Annotated in this window: 20 protein-coding genes and 1 other RNA gene; 12 read left to right on the top strand and 9 right to left on the bottom strand. The window is 61.1% G+C overall.

From position 1 onward, the window contains the following. Positions 1 to 54 precede the first annotated feature (54 nt). From D3250_RS10810 to msrB, 4 genes are read right to left on the bottom strand one after another with little or no spacing between them, the layout of a single operon-like run. Positions 55 to 1,284: an HRDC domain-containing protein gene (locus tag D3250_RS10810; protein ID WP_119903388.1), complete on the bottom strand. Its 1,230-nt coding sequence runs from the start codon at positions 1,282 to 1,284 to the stop codon at positions 55 to 57. Beyond that, entirely contained in the window at positions 1,284 to 1,886 is a 603-nt protein-coding gene (locus D3250_RS10805; protein ID WP_119903387.1) for a DUF3000 domain-containing protein, read from the bottom strand. The genes D3250_RS10810 and D3250_RS10805 overlap by 1 nt, the downstream gene beginning before the upstream one ends. A gap of 35 nt (positions 1,887 to 1,921) precedes the next feature. Next, complete coding sequence (locus D3250_RS10800; protein ID WP_119903386.1) at positions 1,922 to 2,986, bottom strand: threonine aldolase family protein; 1,065 nt, start codon at positions 2,984 to 2,986, stop codon at positions 1,922 to 1,924. Between the two features lies 1 nt (position 2,987). Next, positions 2,988 to 3,398 carry a peptide-methionine (R)-S-oxide reductase MsrB gene (gene msrB, locus D3250_RS10795; RefSeq protein ID WP_119903385.1) on the bottom strand — a complete coding sequence of 137 codons (411 nt, stop codon included), beginning with the start codon at positions 3,396 to 3,398 and terminating at the stop codon, positions 2,988 to 2,990. A gap of 68 nt (positions 3,399 to 3,466) precedes the next feature. Between msrB and D3250_RS10790 the strand changes: the two genes are divergently transcribed. Further along, complete coding sequence (locus D3250_RS10790) at positions 3,467 to 4,771, top strand: alpha/beta hydrolase family protein (RefSeq protein ID WP_119903384.1); 1,305 nt, start codon at positions 3,467 to 3,469, stop codon at positions 4,769 to 4,771. On the opposite strand, the gene D3250_RS10785 is transcribed toward D3250_RS10790, so the two are convergent. Both D3250_RS10785 and D3250_RS10780 read right to left on the bottom strand, forming a co-directional pair. Beyond that, on the bottom strand, positions 4,763 to 5,473 hold the full coding sequence (locus tag D3250_RS10785; protein WP_119903383.1) for a glycerophosphodiester phosphodiesterase family protein: 711 nt from the start codon (positions 5,471 to 5,473) through the stop codon (positions 4,763 to 4,765). The genes D3250_RS10790 and D3250_RS10785 overlap by 9 nt on opposite strands. Positions 5,474 to 5,490: 17 nt before the next feature. Further along, entirely contained in the window at positions 5,491 to 5,943 is a 453-nt protein-coding gene (locus D3250_RS10780; RefSeq protein ID WP_119903382.1) for a SufE family protein, read from the bottom strand. 78 nt (positions 5,944 to 6,021) lie between these two features. Between D3250_RS10780 and zapE the strand changes: the two genes are divergently transcribed. The 3 genes from zapE (at position 6,022) to gnd (ending at position 9,655) form a co-directional block, all read left to right on the top strand. After that, a complete protein-coding gene (zapE, locus tag D3250_RS10775) occupies positions 6,022 to 7,089 on the top strand; it encodes a cell division protein ZapE (protein WP_119903381.1) in 1,068 nt (355 codons plus the stop codon). Between the two features lie 85 nt (positions 7,090 to 7,174). Beyond that, entirely contained in the window at positions 7,175 to 8,107 is a 933-nt protein-coding gene (gene ppk2, locus D3250_RS10770; protein WP_119903380.1) for a polyphosphate kinase 2, read from the top strand. 87 nt (positions 8,108 to 8,194) lie between these two features. After that, positions 8,195 to 9,655, top strand: a complete 1,461-nt coding sequence (gene gnd, locus D3250_RS10765; RefSeq protein WP_119903379.1) for an NADP-dependent phosphogluconate dehydrogenase — start codon at positions 8,195 to 8,197, stop codon at positions 9,653 to 9,655. Here the strand turns inward: gnd and D3250_RS10760 are convergent, their stop codons facing one another. Together D3250_RS10760 and D3250_RS10755 are read right to left on the bottom strand one after the other, a co-directional pair. After that, positions 9,656 to 10,105 carry a reverse transcriptase-like protein gene (locus D3250_RS10760; protein ID WP_119903378.1) on the bottom strand — a complete coding sequence of 150 codons (450 nt, stop codon included), beginning with the start codon at positions 10,103 to 10,105 and terminating at the stop codon, positions 9,656 to 9,658. 60 nt (positions 10,106 to 10,165) lie between these two features. Further along, positions 10,166 to 11,011 (bottom strand): Nif3-like dinuclear metal center hexameric protein, encoded by an 846-nt coding sequence (locus D3250_RS10755; protein WP_119903377.1) that lies wholly within the window; start codon positions 11,009 to 11,011, stop codon positions 10,166 to 10,168. A 70-nt stretch (positions 11,012 to 11,081) separates the two neighbouring features. Between D3250_RS10755 and msrA the strand changes: the two genes are divergently transcribed. From msrA to epsC, 3 genes are all read left to right on the top strand, one after another. Further along, positions 11,082 to 11,621, top strand: a complete 540-nt coding sequence (gene msrA / locus D3250_RS10750; RefSeq protein ID WP_119903577.1) for a peptide-methionine (S)-S-oxide reductase MsrA — start codon at positions 11,082 to 11,084, stop codon at positions 11,619 to 11,621. Between the two features lie 70 nt (positions 11,622 to 11,691). Continuing rightward, positions 11,692 to 12,624: a cysteine synthase A gene (gene cysK / locus D3250_RS10745; protein ID WP_119903376.1), complete on the top strand. Its 933-nt coding sequence runs from the start codon at positions 11,692 to 11,694 to the stop codon at positions 12,622 to 12,624. A 39-nt stretch (positions 12,625 to 12,663) separates the two neighbouring features. Next, positions 12,664 to 13,251 (top strand): serine O-acetyltransferase EpsC, encoded by a 588-nt coding sequence (gene epsC / locus D3250_RS10740; RefSeq protein ID WP_119903375.1) that lies wholly within the window; start codon positions 12,664 to 12,666, stop codon positions 13,249 to 13,251. Between the two features lie 30 nt (positions 13,252 to 13,281). Here the strand turns inward: epsC and D3250_RS10735 are convergent, their stop codons facing one another. Continuing rightward, positions 13,282 to 14,052: a YaaA family protein gene (locus D3250_RS10735; protein ID WP_119903374.1), complete on the bottom strand. Its 771-nt coding sequence runs from the start codon at positions 14,050 to 14,052 to the stop codon at positions 13,282 to 13,284. Between the two features lie 65 nt (positions 14,053 to 14,117). On the opposite strand from D3250_RS10735, the gene rnpB reads away from it, so the two are divergent. The 5 genes from rnpB (at position 14,118) to D3250_RS10710 (ending at position 20,202) form a co-directional block, all read left to right on the top strand. Further along, positions 14,118 to 14,467: RNase P RNA component class A (gene rnpB, locus D3250_RS10730), an RNA gene on the top strand. A 73-nt stretch (positions 14,468 to 14,540) separates the two neighbouring features. Beyond that, positions 14,541 to 15,980 (top strand): glyceraldehyde-3-phosphate dehydrogenase, encoded by a 1,440-nt coding sequence (locus D3250_RS10725; RefSeq protein ID WP_119903373.1) that lies wholly within the window; start codon positions 14,541 to 14,543, stop codon positions 15,978 to 15,980. A gap of 84 nt (positions 15,981 to 16,064) precedes the next feature. Continuing rightward, a complete protein-coding gene (mptB, locus tag D3250_RS10720) occupies positions 16,065 to 17,723 on the top strand; it encodes a polyprenol phosphomannose-dependent alpha 1,6 mannosyltransferase MptB (RefSeq protein WP_119903372.1) in 1,659 nt (552 codons plus the stop codon). Further along, positions 17,720 to 19,201, top strand: coding sequence for a DUF2079 domain-containing protein (locus D3250_RS10715; RefSeq protein WP_225973284.1), 1,482 nt, complete (start codon positions 17,720 to 17,722; stop codon positions 19,199 to 19,201). Before mptB ends, D3250_RS10715 begins: the two co-directional genes overlap by 4 nt. A gap of 11 nt (positions 19,202 to 19,212) precedes the next feature. Beyond that, entirely contained in the window at positions 19,213 to 20,202 is a 990-nt protein-coding gene (locus tag D3250_RS10710) for an acyltransferase family protein (protein WP_147383526.1), read from the top strand. The last annotated feature ends 57 nt before the right edge of the window (positions 20,203 to 20,259 follow it).

Below are 20,259 nucleotides of genomic sequence, written 5' to 3'. Positions count from 1 at the left end.
AGATGCGTTCTGAATCACATACTACCCACCAGTAATACAGCTGGCCATCATCGGTTAGAGATCGGTCAGCTCGTCGGGTTCAAGCATCGCGACTGTGACGATGGCCGATACTTCGTTAACCTGCCAAGGGCGAGCCCCATGCTGCGCGAGAGCGGTCGCGACTGTATCGGGCTCGAGTACAACCGGCGGAGTCCAACAGATCTGCTTGAGCACTGCTGGTGCCAGCAGCGACTCCGGCATCACCTGCAGCTGGGCAGCGCGCCGGGCCAGTCGTTCCCGCGCGGTGCGGAACTGGCGGAAGGCCAGAGGATTGCGGTCTTTCCACGTTCGTGGTGGGGGAGGAACGCCAGTGGAGCGCTGGGGTGGAGGGAACTCCTCCACCCCAGCCCCCGCTTGAATCGCCCGGAGCCAGCGTCGGGCCTCACGCTTGGCGGCTCGGCCTTGGAAGCCGGGCACGGCCAGAAGCTGCGGCACAGTTCGCGGAAGCGCGTCCGCTGCGGCGACGAGAGCGCGATCGGGCAGCAGATGAGTCGGTGCTACATCTCTTTTTTCAGCCAGCGACTCTCGCTCGTTCCAGAGTTCTCGGAGCGCCGCAAGCTTCTGGGGGGATTTAAGTTTGCTGAGTCCCGAGGTCTTGCGCCAACGGTCGGATCTCGGCACGCTGGGCGGATCGAAGGTGCGGAGGTGGTCAAACTCCTGGTGCGCCCAGTCAATCTTCCGCTGGGTTTCCAGCCGTGCTGAGAGCTCATCGCGAAGCGGGATCAGCAGGTCCACATCGAGAGCGGCGTAGCGGAGCCATTCCCTGGGCAGGGGCCTCCGGGACCAGTCAGCGGCGGAGTGCTCTTTGGCAAGCCGCACCCCGAGGAGCTGTTCAACGACAGCTCCCAGACCCACCCGAGGCAGTCCGGCGAGCCGAGCCGCAAGTTCGGTGTCGAAGAGCTGGCGCGGCTGCATCCCCAGCTCTGCCAGACACGGCAGGTCCTGAGTGGCCGCGTGGAGTATCCACTCGGTGTCATACAGGGCCTGTTGAATTGGATCCAAACGGCTGAAAGGCTCGGGATCTATGAGCCAGATCCCCGCTCCAGCACGCTTGAGCTGTACAAGGAAGGCTCGTTGGCCGTACCGAAAACCCGAAGCTCGTTCGGCATCCACAGCGACTGGGCCGTGTCCCGCGGCGAGTGCCTCCGCAGCGCGTGCAAGCCCACGTTCGCTCTCGATCACGCCAGGTACGCCCTCGTCGGGCTCGGTGATCAGGGGCAGCGGCTCCGTATTCGGATCCTCCATCAGCCTCTCCGTATATGCGGTAGAGCGACCACGCCGTCAGGAAGTGGGGGGAGTCCGGCGAAGGAGCAGACCATGTCCGCCCACGCTTCGAGATGCGGTCCGAACTGTGAGTCCTCCGGTGTCCAAGAGGCGCGCAGCTCGACGTCGTTCGTGGCCTCGCGAAGCCTGAGGGATCCGAAGGACTCAGAAAGGATTCGGGTTGCGGTGCCCCCAGCATGTGAGTGCTGGACTCCGTGCTGGGCCAGAGAATCGCTTAACCAGGTCCAGGCAACTGAGGCCAGAAGCGGGTCGTTGCCCATTTCGGGTTCCAGTTCAGCACGAATGTAGATGACGACTCGAAAATTTCCACCCCACGACTGTTGCCCGGCTGGATCATGCAGGAGAATGAAGCGACCAGTGGCTGGGTGGTCGGCTATCTCGGCGCTCAGGGCGGCTGCGTATGGGGCAAGCCTGACCGGGGCGGGGACTTCTTCAACGACCGCATCAGCTCGTGGGGAGGCCCGCCGCAGTTGATCGATTGCACTGCGGAACAGGGCAGGCACCTCATCGATGCTGGACTCCGGACGCGCGGGGCTTCCGGCGAGGGGGCCGAATACGCTCACAACCTAAGCGTATGGAAACCCCCCGCGGTACTGGGTCAGGCACGCCGCGAGACCGCACACCCGACCAGGGCTTCGATCTGATCATCGGTGGTCTCCCAGGAACACATGAGGCGCAGGACTGGGTTGCCTGAGGGTGCAGTGTCCCAGGTGTGGACCAGATACCTGCTCTGAATGCGGGCCGCCATATCTAAGGGTACTTCCGGAAAGACGGCGTTTACCGAGGGTGCGGTGGGTACGTGCACTCCCTCCAGGCCGCGCAGCTTCTCGGCCAGCTTCGAGGCCTGCGCATTCGCTTGTTCGGCATTGCGGTGCCAGAGGTCCGTACTGAAAAGTTCGAGAAGCTGGCTTGAGATGAATCGCTGTTTGCTGGCCAGCTGCATCGAGTACTTCCGGATGAAGCCGAGTCCCGAGACGCGAGCGGGGTTGACCACCACCACGGCCTCAGCAGCGAGTGCGCCGTTCTTGGTCCCGCCCAACGACACTACGTCGGCACCTGCACGAGCTGTCATCTCGCCCAGGCCCACGCCCAGAGCGGCCGCTGCGTTGGACAGCCTGGCACCGTCAATATGCACACCCATCCCATGCTGGTGGGCGGTGGCGGTCACGGCCTCGAGCTCCTCCAGACTGTAGAGGCTGCCCACTTCTGTGGACTGGGTGAGTGTGACAGCCAACGGCTGAGCGGCATGCACGAAACCCAGCGCGCCCAGCTCAGCCTCAACATCGAGGGGCCTCAGCTTGCCATCAGGTACGTCCTGGGGAAGGAGCTTAATGGACCCCAGACGTTCCGGAGCGGCACCCTCATCATTATTCAGATGAGCCCCTGCGCTGCATATAGCGGCGCCCCACCGGGGAAGCATCGCTTGCAGGGCGACCACGTTGGCGCCAGTACCGTTGAACACCGGATAGATCTCCGCCTGAGCCCCAAATTCCGCCTTGGCCCACTCTTCCAGCTGAGCTGAAACCGCGTCTCCGCCGTAGGGGGCCGCGGATGCTTCATTCGCTTGGCCGAGTGCGGCAAGGATGCTGGGGCTGATTCCCGCGACATTGTCGGATGCGAAGCTGGGGTCCAAATGAGTAGCCGCAGAGCGCTGCTTTGCCATATCAGTCCGTCACCGTGCCGTGAGGGCCCACAGCACGTTCGAACGTCATGGAGGCTGAGTTGATGCAGTACCGGAGGTCAGTCGGGGTGTTGAACCCCTCGCCTTCGAAGACGTGGCCCAAATGTGAGGCGCAGGATCCGCATTGGACCTCTATACGCGTCATGCCCATGCTGGAATCGTTGATATAGGTCACATTGGAATCTTCTGCCGGCTTGAAGAAGCTAGGCCAGCCGCAGCGGGAGTCAAACTTGGTCTCCGACTCAAAAAGCTTGGCACCGCAGGCTCTGCAGTAATAGGTGCCGGACTCCTTATTGTCCCAGTACTCTCCCGTGTAGGGCCGCTCGGTCCCTCCCTCACGCAGTACGTGAAACTCGAAGTCGTTGAGCTTATTGCGGAATGGATCGTTCTGCATGAGACCAGTTTAGGGGCCCTCACGGGGCGGCACGTACAGTAGGGGGAGTCGGAGGCCGGGGGAGGATCATGAAAGCTGAGCTCAGGCGAACACGGAAGCGGACGACCGACGCGATCCGATTGGCCCAGCGCTTGCCCGATTGGCAGCGCGAACCTGAACCCACCCCGTGGATACGGGCTGCCCTCCTGGGCGCCGGAGCGGGGCTGACGGTCGGGACAGCTCTTGCTGGCCTCATGTCCAGCGCCTCCGCATATCTTGCACGTGTCGTGGTCACCCCCGTCCACGACGAAACGGAGGACCTTGAGGTCCTGGCCGTGATAGAAGATACGGAAGGGCTCCAGGTCATTCTGCCGGTCACCGCCGACACAGTGGTCGAGGGTACATACGGACTGCACTTTGATCGCGGCACGGCCGTGGCGCGTATAGGCGGGATTACTGCCCTGGAGCCTAAGCACGGGACGGTGACTCGAAGGGTCTTGGGCGTCGACGGCGGTGACCTGCGGAAAACGAGGTCGGCGTCCATCAGTTCGGCGCTGTACCGCAGCCCCGCCGAAGCTGGATTCCCCTGTACCGATGTCATGCTCGGACTCCCCGTGGGGGATGCACCCGCATGGTACGTGCCGCACCGCAACCCGGACGGTCCGTTGGCCGATAAGAAGGTTTGGGCGATTATGGTGCACGGCCGGACCGGCACACGGGTGGAGGGCATCAAGGCGCTCTCTGCTGCCAGCAAGCTCGGAATTGATTCCCTACTGGTCTCCTACCGCAACGATGGCGAAGCTCCTGCGGGCCCGGATGGACTCTACGGACTTGGCGGAACGGAATGGGAAGACGTCGAAGTGGCGGTGCAGTATGCACTCGACCATGGGGCCGAGGATGTCATACTCTTCGGTTGGTCCATGGGTGGAGCTGTCGCGCTCCAGGTGGCTGATCGGTCTCGGCTGACCCCTCGAGTTCGCGGCCTGGTGCTCACTGGACCGGTTATCGACTGGATTGATGTCCTCAGTCACCAGGCTCGGGAACGCCGAGTGCCCGAACCAGTCGGACGATTCGCCCAGTGGTTGCTGGCCAACGAAGCGGGGCGGAAAGTGACCGGCCTGGCCGCACCGCTTGACCTCAAGGCACTGAACTGGATCGCTCGGGCGGACCAGCTGCACACGCGCAGCCTCCTTCTGCACAGTGTCGACGATGAAGTCGTTCCGTATCAGCCCAGCCACGAGTTGGCTGAGCGCAACGGTCTCGTCAGCTTCGTACCATTCCACCGGGCGCGCCATGTCAAGGAGTGGAACTGTCACCCGGAAAGGTGGGAGTCTGCGGTGTACGAATGGGTCACCGAGCTGTTCAGCGAACCGCTGCCCGGGGAGTCATCCTGAGGGATCGAATCCTTCGAAAATGACGTTGTCACCTAAAGTGAGGGCCCGATTCATGTCTTTACGGGACGTAATCGTCCACAGCAGCAGAGGCCACTTTTTTCGGATGAGCCAGGCACGCGGGGTGGTGGTGAATCCGAATTCGTACCCGACGTAATCTGGACGAGAGACAGCAGTGAAGGCCAAGTTCTGCAGCAGCCACCGGGTGCCCCAGCGGACAGTCTGGACATCGGCCATGCTCCCAGCAAGTTGGCCGCGGAGAACCTCCGGAGCGTTACGGTTGAACCAGGCCACGATGAACGGATCGAAGGATTGGATCGCCAGCGGACCACTGTAGTCCCGCAGAGCGGCTGCCGTGGCTGAGGCTCGCAGGTATCGGGGGTCTCCGGCTTTGATCTCCAGGAGCACAGGGACTCGACCGTCGATGAATTCGAGGGTCTCGAGCAAACCGGGAGGATGCTGGTCAGTGCCATCGATTCGCACCTCGCGCAGCTGCTGCACCGTCAGATCACGCACCTTTTCTGTGCGGCCTGAGAGTCTGCGCAGATCAGTGTCATGGTGGACCACCATCTGATTATCGGCGGTCAGCTGAACGTCCAGTTCGATCGGATGCCCTGCTTCGACAGCTGCCGCGAAGGCAGCCAGTGTGTTCTCCGGCACACCCTCGCTGTGCAGCCCGCGGTGGGCCACCGGTCGTGTCAGCATCCACGACGGAACTCGGCTCACTGGACAGGGGTCAATTGCTGTTGAATATTACGTTTGATCCGCCTCAGCATGGCCGCCATTCCCCGCAGCCGCAGAGGAGTGATGGATTTGGCCAATCCGAGCCGCTGGTGCAGGTCGTCGGGGACCGCGAGAATCTCTTCGCCGCTGAGCCCTGAGAGGCCCTGCTGCAGGATGGACGCGAATCCGCGTGTGGTAGGGGCTTCGGCAGGGGCGGCGAAGATCAGCTCGACCGTACCGTCGTCGTTGTGTTCAATAGCGAGGAACAGCGGCGACTGGCACTCCACCACCTGCTCCATAGACTCCGCATAGTTACCGCCGTATTTCTCGGGCAGTTCGGGCAGTTCGCGGGAAAAGTCGAGCAGCAGCTCCAAGCGCTCGCGATCACCCACAGCGTGGAAGTCCTCCACGATCTCGGCCAGGGCCGGAGGAAGGTTCGGATCGTCAGTCATAGGTTAAGCGTAGACCCTGCGAGGCCGTACATCTGTGGTGTCCGGGCCATCATGACTCACCGGCGTAAAGTAGTGGTCATGTCTTCTGCTGTCCAACCGCTGTCCGAACGTGCTCCACAGGTCACTGTCAATGACCTTCTGGCGGGTCTGCGACCCTCCTTCCGCTTCTCGGAGGTCTCGTTCGACAGTTATATCCCCGATCCGGCCCATCCGTCTCAGAAGCAGGCGGTCACTGCGTTGCGTGAATTTTCCGGCACAGTGGGGAAGCGGGCGTCGTCGTCCTTTATCGGCAAGCTGTTCGGCGGCAGAGCAAAACCGCACGGGCCAGCCGGAATCTACCTTGACGGGGGCTTCGGAGTGGGGAAGACGCACCTGCTGGCGTCCTTGTATCACGCGGCAGCCGAGCAAGGCGTTCCAGAGGATGAACGAGCCTTTGGAACCTTTGTGGAGTATACGAATCTGGTCGGCGCGCTCAGCTTCCGCAAGACGGTCGAGGTGCTCAGTGACTACCAGCTTGTCTGCATTGACGAGTTTGAACTCGACGACGCCGGTGACACCACTCTCATGTCGCGCCTGCTTCGCGAGTTGGCTGACGCTGGAGTGAAACTGGCTGCCACCTCCAATACCCTCCCAGGTTCACTGGGCGATGGCAGGTTCGCCGCGGCTGACTTCAAGCGCGAAATCCAGGTGCTGGCAGACCAGTTCCGGGTGATTCGGGTCGATGGTGAAGACTACCGTCACCGCGGTCTGCCGGAGGCGCCTGCCCCGCTGAGCACTGAGGAGCTGGAAGACTTTGCGGCCCGGCAATACCCCGAGCAGGCGCGCGTGGTGGATGACTTCAACACTCTCTGCGACCATCTGAGCAAAGTCCACCCCAGCCGGTACCGTCAGCTTGTCACTGGGGTAGAGGTCCTGGTCCTCAAGGACGTAGAGACTGTTGAAAGCCAGTCCCTTGGTCTGCGGTTCGTGGTCCTGGCCGACCGGCTCTATGACCAGGACGTGAGAATTATCGCCTCCGGAGTCCCCTTTGATCAGATGTTCACCGAGGAGATGCTCTCCAGCGGTTATATGAAGAAGTACTACCGGACAGTCTCCCGCCTCACGGCTCTGGCCCGCGCCGGTCAGATGGGTGAGCAGGCACTATAGGCTGGTAGGTCACCGTTCATCGGACGTTAACAAGCAGGTGCTTCCATGACAGGGACGTTCCAGTCTTGAGAAAGGACAGGCAGCAATGGTCAAGCAGCAGTGGTGGGAGGGTCTGGAAGCGAACAAGCCTCGACAGAACCTCCGAGAATTCATCGACCAGCTGCGCGAAGGAGGTTACACCGTTCAGGACGGCCATACCCCGGATCCTGACCTGATCGACCCTCAAGGCAACGCCGTAGAAACCTGGCAGGAGAACTACCCTTACGACCAGAGAATGAGCCGGGAGCTCTACGAAATTGAGAAGTACCACCTGCAGGTTGAGCTGCTGAAGTTTCAGTACTGGGCTGAGGACTTCGGGCTGAAGCACGTCGTGGTCTTTGAAGGACGCGACGCTGCGGGCAAAGGGGGGACCATCAAGCGCTTCACCGAGCACCTCAATCCGCGGACCGCCCGGGTCGTGGCACTTTCGAAACCCTCTGATCGCGAACAGGGACAGTGGTACTTCCAGCGATATGCGTACTACCTGCCCACGGCCGGAGAGATGGTGCTCTTCGACCGTTCCTGGTACAACCGGGCCGGCGTGGAACGCGTCATGGGCTTCTGCTCGGATGAAGACTATGAGACCTTTATGACTCAGGCTCCGAGGTTCGAGCAGATGCTTGTCGACGCCGGCATACACCTGACAAAGTTCTGGTTCTCGGTGACCCAGAAAGAGCAGCGAACCCGGTTCGCCATTCGGCAGATCGACCCCGTCCGGCAGTGGAAGCTGTCCCCGATGGACCTGGAATCCTTGGACCGCTGGGAAGACTACACCGAGGCGAAGGAGGAGATGTTCCGGCGCACCGACACTGACCATGCCCCATGGATGACCATCAAGTCCAACGATAAGAAGCGTGCCCGACTGAACGCTATGCGGCACTTTCTCTCGCAGTTCGAGTATGAAGGCAAAGATCATGCGGTAGTGGCTGAGCCTGACCCGCTGATCGTGCAGCGCGGTCGCAACGCCGTGGGTGATTAGCCGCAGGCCCGTTCGGAGAGCCCTGCACGATAGGATCGGTGGGGCATAGCACTCAACACTGACTGATCGCTGAGGGAGACGCATTCAATGGGCGCTGATATCGGAGTGACCGGCCTTGCCGTCATGGGCGCAAATCTGGCTCGGAACCTGGCAAGGAACGGATACACCGTAGCCCTGCACAACCGGACGGTCGGACGGACTGACGCGTTGATGAATTCGTACTCATCCGAAGGCGAGTTCGTTCGGGCTGAGTCCTTGTCGCAACTGGTGGAATCGCTGGAACGTCCGCGCCGGGTGCTCGTCATGGTGAAAGCCGGGACCCCAGTGGACGCCGTCATCGATGAGCTGATTCCGCTGCTGGAGGAAGGCGACATCGTCATCGATGCCGGCAACTCTCACTATGAGGAGACGCGACGCCGCGAGGCAGCCCTGCGAGAGCGCGGCCTGCACTTCGTCGGGGTCGGGGTTTCTGGTGGGGAGGAAGGTGCGTTGAACGGGCCGTCAATCATGCCTGGGGGCTCCAAGGAGTCCTACCGGACACTGGGCCCCATGCTGGAGAAGATCGCTGCCGACTATCACGGAGAGCCCTGCTGTGCATGGGTGGGGACCGATGGTGCCGGTCACTTCGTGAAGATGGTTCACAACGGCATCGAATACGCCGATATGCAGGTCATTGGTGAATCTTATGACTTAATGCGATCCCTCACCGGCCTGGAGCCGGGCCAACAGGCGAAGGTGTTTCGCGAGTGGAATACCACAGATTTGGCTTCCTACCTGATAGAGATCACCTCTGAGGTTCTGGAGCAGGAGGACGAGCTCACCGGACGCCCCTTGGTCGATGTGATCGTCGATGCTGCGGGCCAGAAGGGCACCGGCCGCTGGACTGCCATATCCGGCATGGACGTAGGGTCGCCGGTGACGACGATCGCGGAGTCAGTGTTCGCCCGGTCAATCTCTGCTCAACAGCAACTACGCACGGTGACCAACGAAGTCTTCCCTGCGGGCGTCAATGAAGCGGTTACCGCTGAGGAGTTGTACGGCTCCGGAGACGCCCGTCAGGAATTTGTGGAAGACATCCGCAAAGCGCTCTACGCATCAAAGCTCGTCTCCTACGCGCAGGGTTTCGATATGCTCACCGCTGCGGGAGAGCAGTACGGCTGGGAACTTGATATGCGGACAATCGCCAGTCTGTGGCGTGCCGGATGCATCATCCGAGCCGACCTGCTGGACACCATTATGAAAGCTTATGAAGCTCCTGCGGGGGAGCGGCCAGCGAATCTGCTCCTGGCGCCGGAATTCACGGAAGCAATCCACGAATGCTTGCCCGCGTGGCGCCGAGTGGTTGCTGCGGCCGCCACTTATGGCGTTCCGGCACCGGTGTTCAGCTCCTCCTTGGCCTATTACGACTCCCTTCGCCGGGACCGGCTCCCTGCGTCCCTGACGCAGGGACTGCGCGACTACTTCGGGGCGCACACATACGAGCGTGTCGACAAGCCCGGGACTTTCCACACCCGCTGGTCCGGGGATCGGTCTGAGACCGAGGTGTAGTCACCTCACTCGAAGGGCGCTTTCCGCCGGATCCCACTCGGTGCCGGCAGCCGAGGCGTCCATGGCCTCATTGCTGAGTCGGTCGGCATCGCCATTGTCCGCACGTGGAATCCACGTGTAGGTGACCTGTATGGGGGACAGGATCTGGCTGGCTTGATGGGCCAGCCGCTTCATATCCTCGTGCTTGATCTTCCAGCGTCCGCTCATCTGTTCGACGACGAGCTTGGAGTCCATTCGGACCTCCACCGAGGCTTGCGGATCGATGTCCCGCACCAACTCGAGCCCCGCGATGAGCCCCGCGTATTCGGCTACGTTATTGCTGGCTCTTCCCAGAGGGACAGCTTTGACGGCGAGGAGCTCTCCCTCCTGGTCACGGACGAGCGCGCCGGCACCGGCGATACCTGGATTTCCACGGCTGCCGCCGTCAGCTTCAACAATTAGGTCAGTCACAGATGAGAACTCTACCGTCGTCCGTCGTCAGCTGTCCCGGACGTCGGAGGTCCGGCTGGGTCAGGAGCCCGGGGTGATGACGAAATCCCATGGGTCGGTGTTGATTCCGGAGACGGCGATCTCCACCTCGTAGCCGCGATCCGCCAGTGCTCGGTCTAGGGTCTGAGCGGCAGCGGGCAGCCAAAGCCACTCGCTTGCGAAGTGTGAAACGTCAATCAGGTAGGGTCGCTGGCCCCCGACGGCCTCGCGCGCTTCAGAAGCCGGATGGTGACGCAGGTCCGCAGTGAGATACACATCGGCCTCCACCTCCCGCGCTGCACCGAGCAGAGAGTCTCCGGCGCCACCGCACAGTGCAACCCGTTGGATGAAGGCGTTGCCGTCACCGGCTACCCGCACACCCCCTGCAACCGCCGGAAGGATTGCGAAGACCCTTGCAGCGAAGTCTCCTAACGTTGTGCCCTCCGGCAGGGTGCCGATGCGTCCCAGGCCCTCCTCGGACAACCCCTCCCGCGCTTGCGCCAGCGGACGTGTGTCTTCCAGCCCCAGGATCTCGCAGAGAACGTCATTGACTCCGCCGACGGCAGAGTCGCCGTTGGTGTGCGCGCTCAGCAGGGCGCATCCTGATTCGATGAGTCGGTGAACGGCCGCCCCCTTGAAGGTGCCTGCTTCCACACTGGTCACCCCTCGCAGCAGCAGCGGATGGTGTGTGATGAGCAGGTCGGCCTCCGCTGTACAAGCTTCCTCCACCACATCGGCCACCGGATCCACAGCGAAGTGTATTTTGGCCACCTCTGAGTTTCGGCGGCCGAGCACAAGACCCACCGCGTCCCAATCCTCCGCAAGGTACGCCGGCCACAGGTCCTCGACAACATCGAGCACCTCCTGCAGTAATGGGGTGTGTGTCATGGCTCATTTCTACCCTGTTCGGGCAGTGAGCCCCAGGAATGAACCGCAGGGCGAGGCAGTTGGCATCGGTATGACTGATCGGACAGTAGTTCTCGCAGCCGGCTGCTTCTGGTGCCTGGACTCCATAGCCCGAAGGCTGATCGGCGTCAGCCGCGTACGCTCTATCTACACCGGTGGCACCGGTCCGGCTCATTACCACGCAGTGTGCTCCGGAACTACGGGTCACGCTGAAGCAGTGGAAATCACCTTCGACACCGGTCAGCTTCCTGCGGAGGTGCTGTACGACATTTTCTTCTCGACTCACGACCCCACGTCGCTCAACCGTCAGGGTTATGATGTCGGCACCCAGTACCGGTCAGCAATGTTCTATCAGTCCCCGGCGGAGAAGGCTGAGTTTCAGAGGGTGATCAAGGCCGCACAGAAGCATTTCGCGGGAGCGATCGTGACCACCCTTGAGCCGCTGGGAACCATCCATGAGGCCGAGCCGGAGCACCAAGACTTCCACTCTCGCCAGCCGGGATTGGGCTACTGTCAATTCATCATCGATCCCAAGATTGCCAAGCTGCGCGCGGAGTGGAGCCAGTGGCTCCGGCAAGAAGTCTCTGCATAACGGCAGCCAGCAGCCGCGGATAGTCTGGACTCCGACGCACAATCGCCATGTCACCGAAAGGACAGCATCAATGCCCATGCTCAACAACATCACCGAAGCCATCGGTAATACGCCCCTTGTGAGGCTGAACAAGCTCGACTCTGACCTCCCTGGCAACGTGGCTGTGAAGTTGGAGTTCTATTCGCCGGCCTCGTCGGTGAAGGACCGGATCGGCGGAGCAATTATTGATGCCGCCGAGTCCGCTGGCGCGCTGAAGCCCGGTGGCACGATCGTTGAAGGCACCTCGGGCAACACCGGGATCGCACTGGCGATGGTGGGTGCAGCACGGGGTTATCGGGTGGTGCTGACTATGCCGGAGACGATGTCCACTGAGCGCCGGGTCATGCTGCGTGCTTACGGGGCTGAGATTGTGCTGACTCCCGGAGCAGAGGGAATGCGAGGTGCAGTTGAGAAGGCCAAGCAGATCGTCGAGGAGACCGAGAACTCCATCTGGGCCCGACAGTTCGCCAACGAGGCCAACCCCACTGTGCACTACAACACCACCGGTGAAGAGATCTGGCGCGATACGGATGGGGAAGTCGATGCCGTGGTCTTCGGCATTGGCACTGGGGGAACCATCACCGGCGCAGGGCGTCGCCTCAGGGAGCACAACCCCGATATTCACATCGTAGCGGTGGAGCCGGAGGATTCTCCGATTCTCTCCGGTGGCACACCGGGCCCCCATAAAATCCAGGGCATCGGGCCGAATTTTGTCCCCGACATTCTCGATCGAGATATCTACAACGAGGTCATCACCGCCAACCTGGAGGAATCCGTGGAGACTGCCCGCCGGCTGGGCAGAGAGGAAGGTATCCTGGGCGGCATCTCCACAGGCGCCAATGTAGCCTCTGCCCTGAAGGTGGCATCACGCGAAGAAATGCGGGATAAGCTCATCGTGACAGTCGCATGTGACTTCGGGGAACGCTATATCTCTACCATGCTCTTCGAAGATATTCGCGGCTAGGGAGACCAGCCGCCCGGGACATCGGAAGGACACTGACCCTTGGGCTTCATTTCACGACTGCGCGAGGACATCACCACCGCGCGCGAGCACGACCCCGCTGCTCGGTCCAACGCCGAAATAGTGTTGGCTTACTCTGGGCTGCATGCGATTTGGGCGCACCGGCTGGCCCACAGAATGTGGGCGGTGAAGCCTCTGAAGACACCAGCGCGAGTCCTCTCCCAGGTCGCTCGAGGGCTCACTGGAATCGAGATCCACCCAGGTTCCACGATCGGGCGTCGGTTTTTCATTGACCATGGCATGGGTGTGGTCATCGGAGAGACCGCTGAGATCGGTGACGACTGCATGCTGTACCAGGGCGTGACCTTGGGCGGCACCTCTTTGGAGCAGACCAAGCGCCATCCAACCTTGGGTGATGGTGTGACGGTGGGCGCAGGTGCAAAGGTGCTGGGCCCCGTCCTGATCGGTGAGAACTCCGCGGTGGGCGCGAACGCCGTTGTGGTGAAGTCTGCTCCCGAAGACTCAGTGCTCATCGGTGTTCCCGCCAAGGACCGCAAACGCCGTGAAGAGGAGCACCAGCCTTTGGTGGATCCGGCCGCCTACGCGTTGGATCCCGCCCTGTTCATCTGAACGTCCTGGTAGGGGCGGGATCCTGCTCGGTCATTCGGCGCTGCGATCTGCAGAGATCAGGTCGAGTTGGTGGGGTGTGTTCCCTGCGGCCGGCCGGACTTCGACCTGCCACTCTTGGGAGGCGATGTCAGCGACGTCATCGATCGTTTGCGGCGGCGAAGCCGCTCGGAGCAGCATCCCGGTGAGTTTGCCTCTGGCCGCTTTGGCGAAATGTGTGACGACAGTGCGTCGACCGTCCCGCTCCGTGAAGCTGTTCACCGCCAAGGTCTGTTGAGGGTCCGGTCGAAAGGTTCGGGCGTAGGAAGCTGAACGGCAATCCACCACCAACTGGTTCTGGACCTGTTCCTTCAGCGGGGCGGCCAGCCGCTCCTTCCAGAATGAGCTCAGCTTGCCCGTTTTAGGCAGGTTTACGTCGATTGCGCACCGGTAGGCGGGAATTCGGTCCGTGAAGCCGGTCACTCCAAACAACCCGGAAAAGATCATTACCGTGGTTTCGGCACGCTTACGCTGCTCAGTAGTCAGGGACTCGGTTGCCAAGGCGTCGAACAGCACGCCGGTGTAGATCTGGTGAGCGGGTGCGGTGGGAGCCTGCCGCAACCCTTGGTTTGCGGCCACCTCGTCCATGACCTTGTCTCCGACCCGGAGGAGCTGCTGAGCGTCCTTTCGCTCACTGGCGGAGATCAGATCCTGCAGAACCTGCCTACGTTCCGGGGCGAGGGAGGGCAGCGTCAGAGAATCAACGTCCAGGACCTCGGCTTGGTTATTGGCCGGTGGTGTCTTGCCCTCACTGGGCGGAAGCATGATGAGCACCGGGACAGAGTAGCAAGCCGTGGCGCCCCGAGAGGACGTACCATTGGGTGTAGGGGCGGGTCGGTTAGGCCATCGCGGCACGCAGTGTCGAGGAAAGTCCGGGCTCCGCAGGGCGGGATGGTGGGTAACGCCCACTCGGGGCAACCCGCAGGCCAGTGCCACAGAAAACAGACCGCCTGCTGCTGGTCCCCAGCGCAGGTAAGGGTGAAACGGTGGGGTAAGAGCCCACCAGCGCTTCAGGTGACTGAGGCGGCTTGGCAAACCCCATCCGGAGCAAGGTCGAGCAGGATACGTCCGAGGGCTGCCCGCCCGAGTATCCGGGTTGACCGCTTGAGGTCCGCGGCAACGCGGCACCCAGATGGATGATGGTCCACGACAGAACCCGGCTTACCGACCGGCCCGTCCCGCCCGCCGGTCTTGTATAGAGTAGGTCCGTCAGCAAGACAAAGACGTCTTAGTCGAAAGGGTCTCAATCCTCCATGTCCGCAGTGAGCAAGCACCTCAACGAATGGATCGACCGCGAAGCCCAAGCAGAGACCATGATCCCTCTGATCGGGCGGCTCTACCGCGAGAACAATGTGGTCACCAGCATCTACGGCCGCCAACTGGTCAATCAGTCAGCGATCGACATACTTAAGGCCCACCGTTTCGCCCGCCAGGTTGATGAGGTGGAGCTTCCCATCTCCGAGACTCTCCCATTGGTGCAGGCTCTGGACACTTTGGACCTCGGAGCCGCGAGCATCGATATTGCCAGGCTCAACAACCGCTTCAAAGCCTCCCACAGCTCCGATGTCGACGCTTTTCTGCGTGAAGAGTTGGCCGATATCGTCGGCAAGAAAGGTCAGGGACGCGCGGAACCGCAGGACGTGGTGCTCTATGGATTCGGACGCATCGGTCGTCTCCTGGCACGCATTATGGTCGGTCACGCTTCCTCAGCCACAGGACTCCGGCTGCGCGCCATAGTGGTGCGTAAGGGCAAGGGCAACGATCTTGCCAAACGAGCCTCGCTGCTGCGTCGGGACTCTGTCCACGGGCCCTTTGCCGGATCCATCAGGGTCGATGAGGAGAACAGCGCAATTATTGCCAACGGTACCTACATCAAGGTTATTTACGCCTCCACTCCCGAGGAAGTCGATTACACCGAATACGGCATCAACAGCGCCGTGGTCGTTGACAACACCGGTATCTGGCGGGATGAGGAAGGTCTGAGCAAACATCTCCAGTCCACCGGGGTATCCCGGGTGTTGCTGACGGCGCCGGGCAAGGGTGAGATCAAGAACATCGTCTACGGGGTGAACCACTCACAGATCGACGATGATTCACCTCTGTTGTCAGCTGCCAGCTGCACCACTAACGCGATCACGCCGGTGGCGAAGCTGATGCAGGATCACTACGGGATCGACCACGGACACGTAGAGACCGTCCATTCCTACACCAATGATCAGAACCTGATCGATAATTTTCACAAGGGTGAGCGGCGAGGCCGCTCGGCTGTGCTCAACATGGTTCTCACTGAAACTGGCGCGGCCAAAGCGGTGGCCAAAGCGCTCCCTGAGCTTGCGGGCAAACTCTCCGGAAATGCCATCCGTGTCCCCACCCCAAACGTCTCTATGGCGATCCTCATCCTGGAGCTGGAAAAGGAGACCACTAAGGAGGAGCTCAACACGTTCCTGCGCAAACAGTCCCTCGAAGGCCCCTTGCACTCCCAGGTCGACTACATCGATTCCGCGGAAGTGGTCTCGACCGACTTTGTCGGATCAACTGCGGCCGGAGTTGTGGATGGATTGGCGACGATCGTCAACGGCAAGCAGGCCATCCTCTATGTCTGGTATGACAACGAGTACGGATATTCTGCTCAGGTAGTGCGTGTGCTGGAGCATATAGCTGAGTCCGAGCCTTCTAAGTATCCGCGGCTCTGAGCTCCGCAGTGGTAGTTTCTTCAGGTGCAAAGACTAGCCGCACCCGCAGGCGACGCTGAGCAGCCCCATCTGAGAACAGCGGGAGTGCCCCGCGCCGTAATTCAGGGGCTACTCGGCTCTCTTCTCGTCCTCTTCGGTTCGTTCGGCGTGGGCTGGTTGGCTAACGGGTCGGAAATCAGCCGCTGGTCCTGGGTGATTCCCCTGCGCACCGAATTCTGGGGTGTAACCATCTCCACTGTGGCGCTGACCCTGGGTTGCTGGGTGATGTTCCATGCCTGGATATTGCTGGGCCGCGCGCTGCGGGAGTCTGAGCGGGCATCCTGGCCCATTGGCAGTCTGCGCCTGGTCAACATTGCCACTGCGGTGTGGTCGATTCCTCACCTCTTCTGTGTGCCGATCTTCTCGCGCGATGTCTATGCGTACCTTAATCAGGGACGCCTGGTGCTGGCTGGCGGCGACCCCTACCAGGAGGGAGTCTCTCAACTCGAGAACTGGTTTCATTTCGGCACCGATCCTATGTGGGCACAGTCAGAGACCCCCTACGGTCCCATGTTCCTCTGGATCGAGGCGGCGGTTATGTGGGTCACCAATAATCACGTGGACACGGCGGTGTTGCTCTTTCGGTTAGCTTGCGTCGGTGGGGTGCTGCTGATCATGATTTATGTGCCCAAACTGGCAGAGCACTGCGGGGTTCACGGAGGTAGAGCCCAGTGGCTGGCCTGTGCCAACCCGCTGTTCATCATCAGTTTCATCTCTAGTGCCCATAATGACGCCCTAATGATGGGTTTTGCTCTAGCCGGAATCTACGTTGCCGCGACTGCGGACAAACATTGGTCCAGGGGAGCGGGAGCCATTGTCTTGGTCACCGTGTCCATCGGTATGAAGATCATCTCGATGGTGCTGCTGCCGTTCGTAGCGCTGTTATGGGCCGCGGCCAGGGCTGAGGGTGAGACGTCATGGCTGCGCAAGTTCACCTATTGGGGCCTTACTGCAGGCCTGACGGGTTTGATCCTCTTGGCCGTGGGATGGGTCAACGGATATGGCTTTCGCTGGTTGATGGTGCTGGCAGGGACCGGAGACACAGGGAAATCGTTCTGGTCACCGCTAGGGATCGTGGATGACACGCTGAGCAACACCCTGCAGGCTCTCGGACAGGAGGCCGACTGGACATTGGACGTTCTGCGAGTGATCGGACGGCTGACCAGCGTGTTGATTGTGGTGCTGTTAATGTTCGTTGGCCGCGATCGACATATCCTGCATAGGATGACATGGGCGTTCGCGGCACTAGTGGTGCTGTCTCCCATCATTCACCCGTGGTATCTCCTGTGGCTCCTGCCACTCTTCGCGGCGATCGGCGTCCGCAATGATTGGCAGACCAAGTGGGTCATCTTCACTGTGGGCTTCTTCATCTGCTACGGGGCACAGGACCAGCTCGCAGTGGGCGAATTCCTTGACCTGGATGAAGACATGCTCCGGCTCTCGCTTACTACCTCCGTGGCATGCATGGTCCTCATCGCCGTGCTGCCCTCTGCTCGGTGGGTGTGGACTCAGGGATGGTTTGCCACCCCCTTGTACTTCAGAATTCCAGGACTCAGACGCACCTATGCGGTGCACACTTATGATCGCCTCCAGGTGGAAACCCTTGAGGCGGACCGCAAGACGAGCACGGGTGTCCACACTGCAGAGCAGCTTCACACTGGTGAGGTGCCGATTACTGGAAACCAGCACAGGGCGCCCCGATGACCCGTCCTACGGCAAAGGACACGCTGAGTCTTGTCGTTGTGATGACTGTGTTCGCTGGACTGTATCTTTCCCATTCGTTCCTCCGGTTCCGAAACTTCGAAGCTCGTGGCTACGACCTCGGAATATTCGACCAGGCGGTGCGCCGCTACGCGCAGTTTGAGGCGCCTATCGTTCCGATTAAGGGGGAGGACTTCCATCTGCTTGGAGACCACTTCCATCCCATCATTGCTGTGCTCGCTCCGCTCTATTGGATCTGGGACGATCCGCGGGTGCTCAACGTCGCGTTGGTGGTGCTGCTGGTCTCTGCGGCGGTTCCGGTCTACTTTGTAGTCCGTGGGTGGTTCAGCCACCGCATCGGTCTCCTGGCCGCGGGTGCTTTATTGGCGTGGTGGCCCTTCCAGGTGTTCATCGACTGGGACTTTCATGAAATCGCGTTCGCGGTGCCGGTTATCGGATGGGTCATTTGGGCTGTAGAGCGCAGGCGCCCCTGGACCGCCGTCGTTCTCTCGTCATTCCTGCTGCTGGTCCGTGAGGATATGGGTGCCACTTGTCTCGCGATTGCCGCGGTGCTGTTGATCAAACGGCATTGGTTCCCCGCCGGGTGTCTTATGCTCCTGGGCCTCACTGGGCTCTGGGTCGCTGTCGGTGTCGTCATTCCACATTTCGCACCTGATGGTGAATTCGCCTATTGGGACTACTCGGCTCTGGGACCCAGCGCGGGCGCTGCTGCCGTCTTTCTCCTCACACAGCCCTGGAACGCGCTTCCGATATTGGTGGATCACCCGCTGAAGATTGCGCTGGTTGCCGCACACTTGGTGCCACTGTGGTTTTTGCCGCTCGCCTCGCCCTACACCATCATCGCGCTGCCGATGCTGCTCTCCAGGCTTTTCAATGACCGGCTGACTGTCTGGGGTCTGGTGTATCACTACGATGCGACTTTGTCGGTGATCTTCCTGCTTGCTGCCTTCGACACGCTCCGCCGCATCCGCGGCCGGTCCGGCACGCGCGGCAAGACATTCCGGCCAGCGACAATTCTCCCCATCAGTCTGATTGCGCTATCCCTGGGGGGAGGCCTCATCCTGCAGTTCGCCACGGAGCGTGAGCACCACATTTTTCCACTCCACTGGACCTACACCGGTCAGAATTGGCATATGTCTGAGCGCGCACAGGCCCATCAGCGGGCGGTCGACCTCATTCCCGCAGGTGCCTGCGTCGAGGCTGCCGACACCGCAGCTCCGCATCTGACTCACCGGTCATACGTAGGCCTGGCGGGCACGCTGGACGAGGACAGAGCCAATTGGCTCATCATCGATACCTGGGTGGACGAACTCGGTGGCACTGACCCCAAGACTCCCGATCAGGCATTAGCGCGCGCTGAGCGGTTGGACTTCGAGGCGGTCACTGCTGACGATGAGGGTCTCTGGCTGCTCCACCGGGACATTCCTAATCACCGAACCTGCACCGAGTACGTGGACTAGTCTTATACCCCGTGATAACTCAAGCCTCGCGGATGCAGTGGATGGACTTCCTGCGCGGTCTCGCGGTCCTGTTGGTCGTCGTCCTGCATGCGAACAGCCAGAACATTGCTGGAGCCAGCGTCGAGTGGTGGTCCGAGGTGAACCGCTACCTGACACCGTTCCGGATGCCTCTGCTGATGTTCATGTCTGGGATGCTCCTGCACCGATCATTAGCGAAGCCTTTGCCGCTCTACATATGGGGCAAGGTGGCCGCCATCGCTTGGCCGCTGCTGGTGTGGCTCTGCCTCTACGGATTCTTCGTTCGCGGCGGCCTCGGCGTGCCGAACATTTTGGAGTGGCAGTTCCATCAAGACTATTTGTGGTTTCTGATGTCCCTGCTGATCTGCTACACAGTTGCCGCGGGGTTCAAGCCTCTTGTGACGCGGGCCCCCAGCTGCCATAGCTGGGCCTACCTTGGCATGTTCACAGCCATGATCGGTACGTACGTCTCCACCACAATTGTCCACGGTGGTCTGCTCGGAAGCACCTTCTGGTACGGGGCATTCTTCTTCCTTGGCGCGTGGGCCGCGCCGCAGGTGGACCGGTGGGTCAGAGTCCCCTGGACAGTGATCCTTCCACTCTTCCTGGCGGTCGCCGTTCTGGCGCATATGGGGGTGGACGACCGCAGTCTGCGCATCGGATCGGTGACAGCCGCCGGGATATCTGTCGCTGGCATTTCCGTTGTCCTTTGGGCGGCCCCCCGTCTGGCCAGGGGAGCGGTGGTCCAGTTCGTTGAGTGGTGCGGTCGCAGCTCGGTGGTGGTCTACGTCGCGCACTTTCCCATCATCGTGCTTCTCCGCGATCACGTTTTTTCCGCAACGGACCTCACTGCAGGCCTTCAGGTGATGCTCATGACAGGGATCGCGCTGTTCCTCACGGTGATCCTGGTCTGGGCGCGGCCGTGGACCCCTTGGCTCTATGTCATGCCCCGGCAGCAACGAGTAGCTGTCAAACTCCGATGAGCTTCTCCTGAGGCAAGAATGGGGTGGATCCATCGCGCACTCCCGGAGACGGGGTGA

This window comes from Nesterenkonia natronophila (assembly GCF_003595215.1).
Lineage (GTDB): Bacteria > Actinomycetota > Actinomycetes > Actinomycetales > Micrococcaceae > Nesterenkonia > Nesterenkonia natronophila.
Note: the sequence above shows the minus strand (reverse complement) of the source record. Positions and strands in the feature narration are given on the sequence as shown.

What these genes read in the sequence shown, in the direction of transcription:
- D3250_RS10755 (WP_119903377.1), bottom strand. Translation starts at nt 11,011, where the DNA reads ATGACACACACCCCATTACTGCAGGAGGTGCTCGATGTTGTCGAGGAC.
- D3250_RS10780 (WP_119903382.1), bottom strand. Translation starts at nt 5,943, where the DNA reads ATGACTGACGATCCGAACCTTCCTCCGGCCCTGGCCGAGATCGTGGAG.
- zapE (WP_119903381.1), top strand. Translation starts at nt 6,022, where the DNA reads ATGTCTTCTGCTGTCCAACCGCTGTCCGAACGTGCTCCACAGGTCACT.
- msrB (WP_119903385.1), bottom strand. Translation starts at nt 3,398, where the DNA reads ATGCAGAACGATCCATTCCGCAATAAGCTCAACGACTTCGAGTTTCAC.
- msrA (WP_119903577.1), top strand. Translation starts at nt 11,082, where the DNA reads ATGACTGATCGGACAGTAGTTCTCGCAGCCGGCTGCTTCTGGTGCCTG.
- gnd (WP_119903379.1), top strand. Translation starts at nt 8,195, where the DNA reads ATGGGCGCTGATATCGGAGTGACCGGCCTTGCCGTCATGGGCGCAAAT.
- D3250_RS10790 (WP_119903384.1), top strand. Translation starts at nt 3,467, where the DNA reads ATGAAAGCTGAGCTCAGGCGAACACGGAAGCGGACGACCGACGCGATC.
- ppk2 (WP_119903380.1), top strand. Translation starts at nt 7,175, where the DNA reads ATGGTCAAGCAGCAGTGGTGGGAGGGTCTGGAAGCGAACAAGCCTCGA.
- D3250_RS10735 (WP_119903374.1), bottom strand. Translation starts at nt 14,052, where the DNA reads ATGCTTCCGCCCAGTGAGGGCAAGACACCACCGGCCAATAACCAAGCC.
- cysK (WP_119903376.1), top strand. Translation starts at nt 11,692, where the DNA reads ATGCCCATGCTCAACAACATCACCGAAGCCATCGGTAATACGCCCCTT.
- D3250_RS10810 (WP_119903388.1), bottom strand. Translation starts at nt 1,284, where the DNA reads ATGGAGGATCCGAATACGGAGCCGCTGCCCCTGATCACCGAGCCCGAC.
- D3250_RS10715 (WP_225973284.1), top strand. Translation starts at nt 17,720, where the DNA reads ATGACCCGTCCTACGGCAAAGGACACGCTGAGTCTTGTCGTTGTGATG.
- D3250_RS10785 (WP_119903383.1), bottom strand. Translation starts at nt 5,473, where the DNA reads ATGCTGACACGACCGGTGGCCCACCGCGGGCTGCACAGCGAGGGTGTG.
- D3250_RS10725 (WP_119903373.1), top strand. Translation starts at nt 14,541, where the DNA reads ATGTCCGCAGTGAGCAAGCACCTCAACGAATGGATCGACCGCGAAGCC.
- D3250_RS10800 (WP_119903386.1), bottom strand. Translation starts at nt 2,986, where the DNA reads ATGGCAAAGCAGCGCTCTGCGGCTACTCATTTGGACCCCAGCTTCGCA.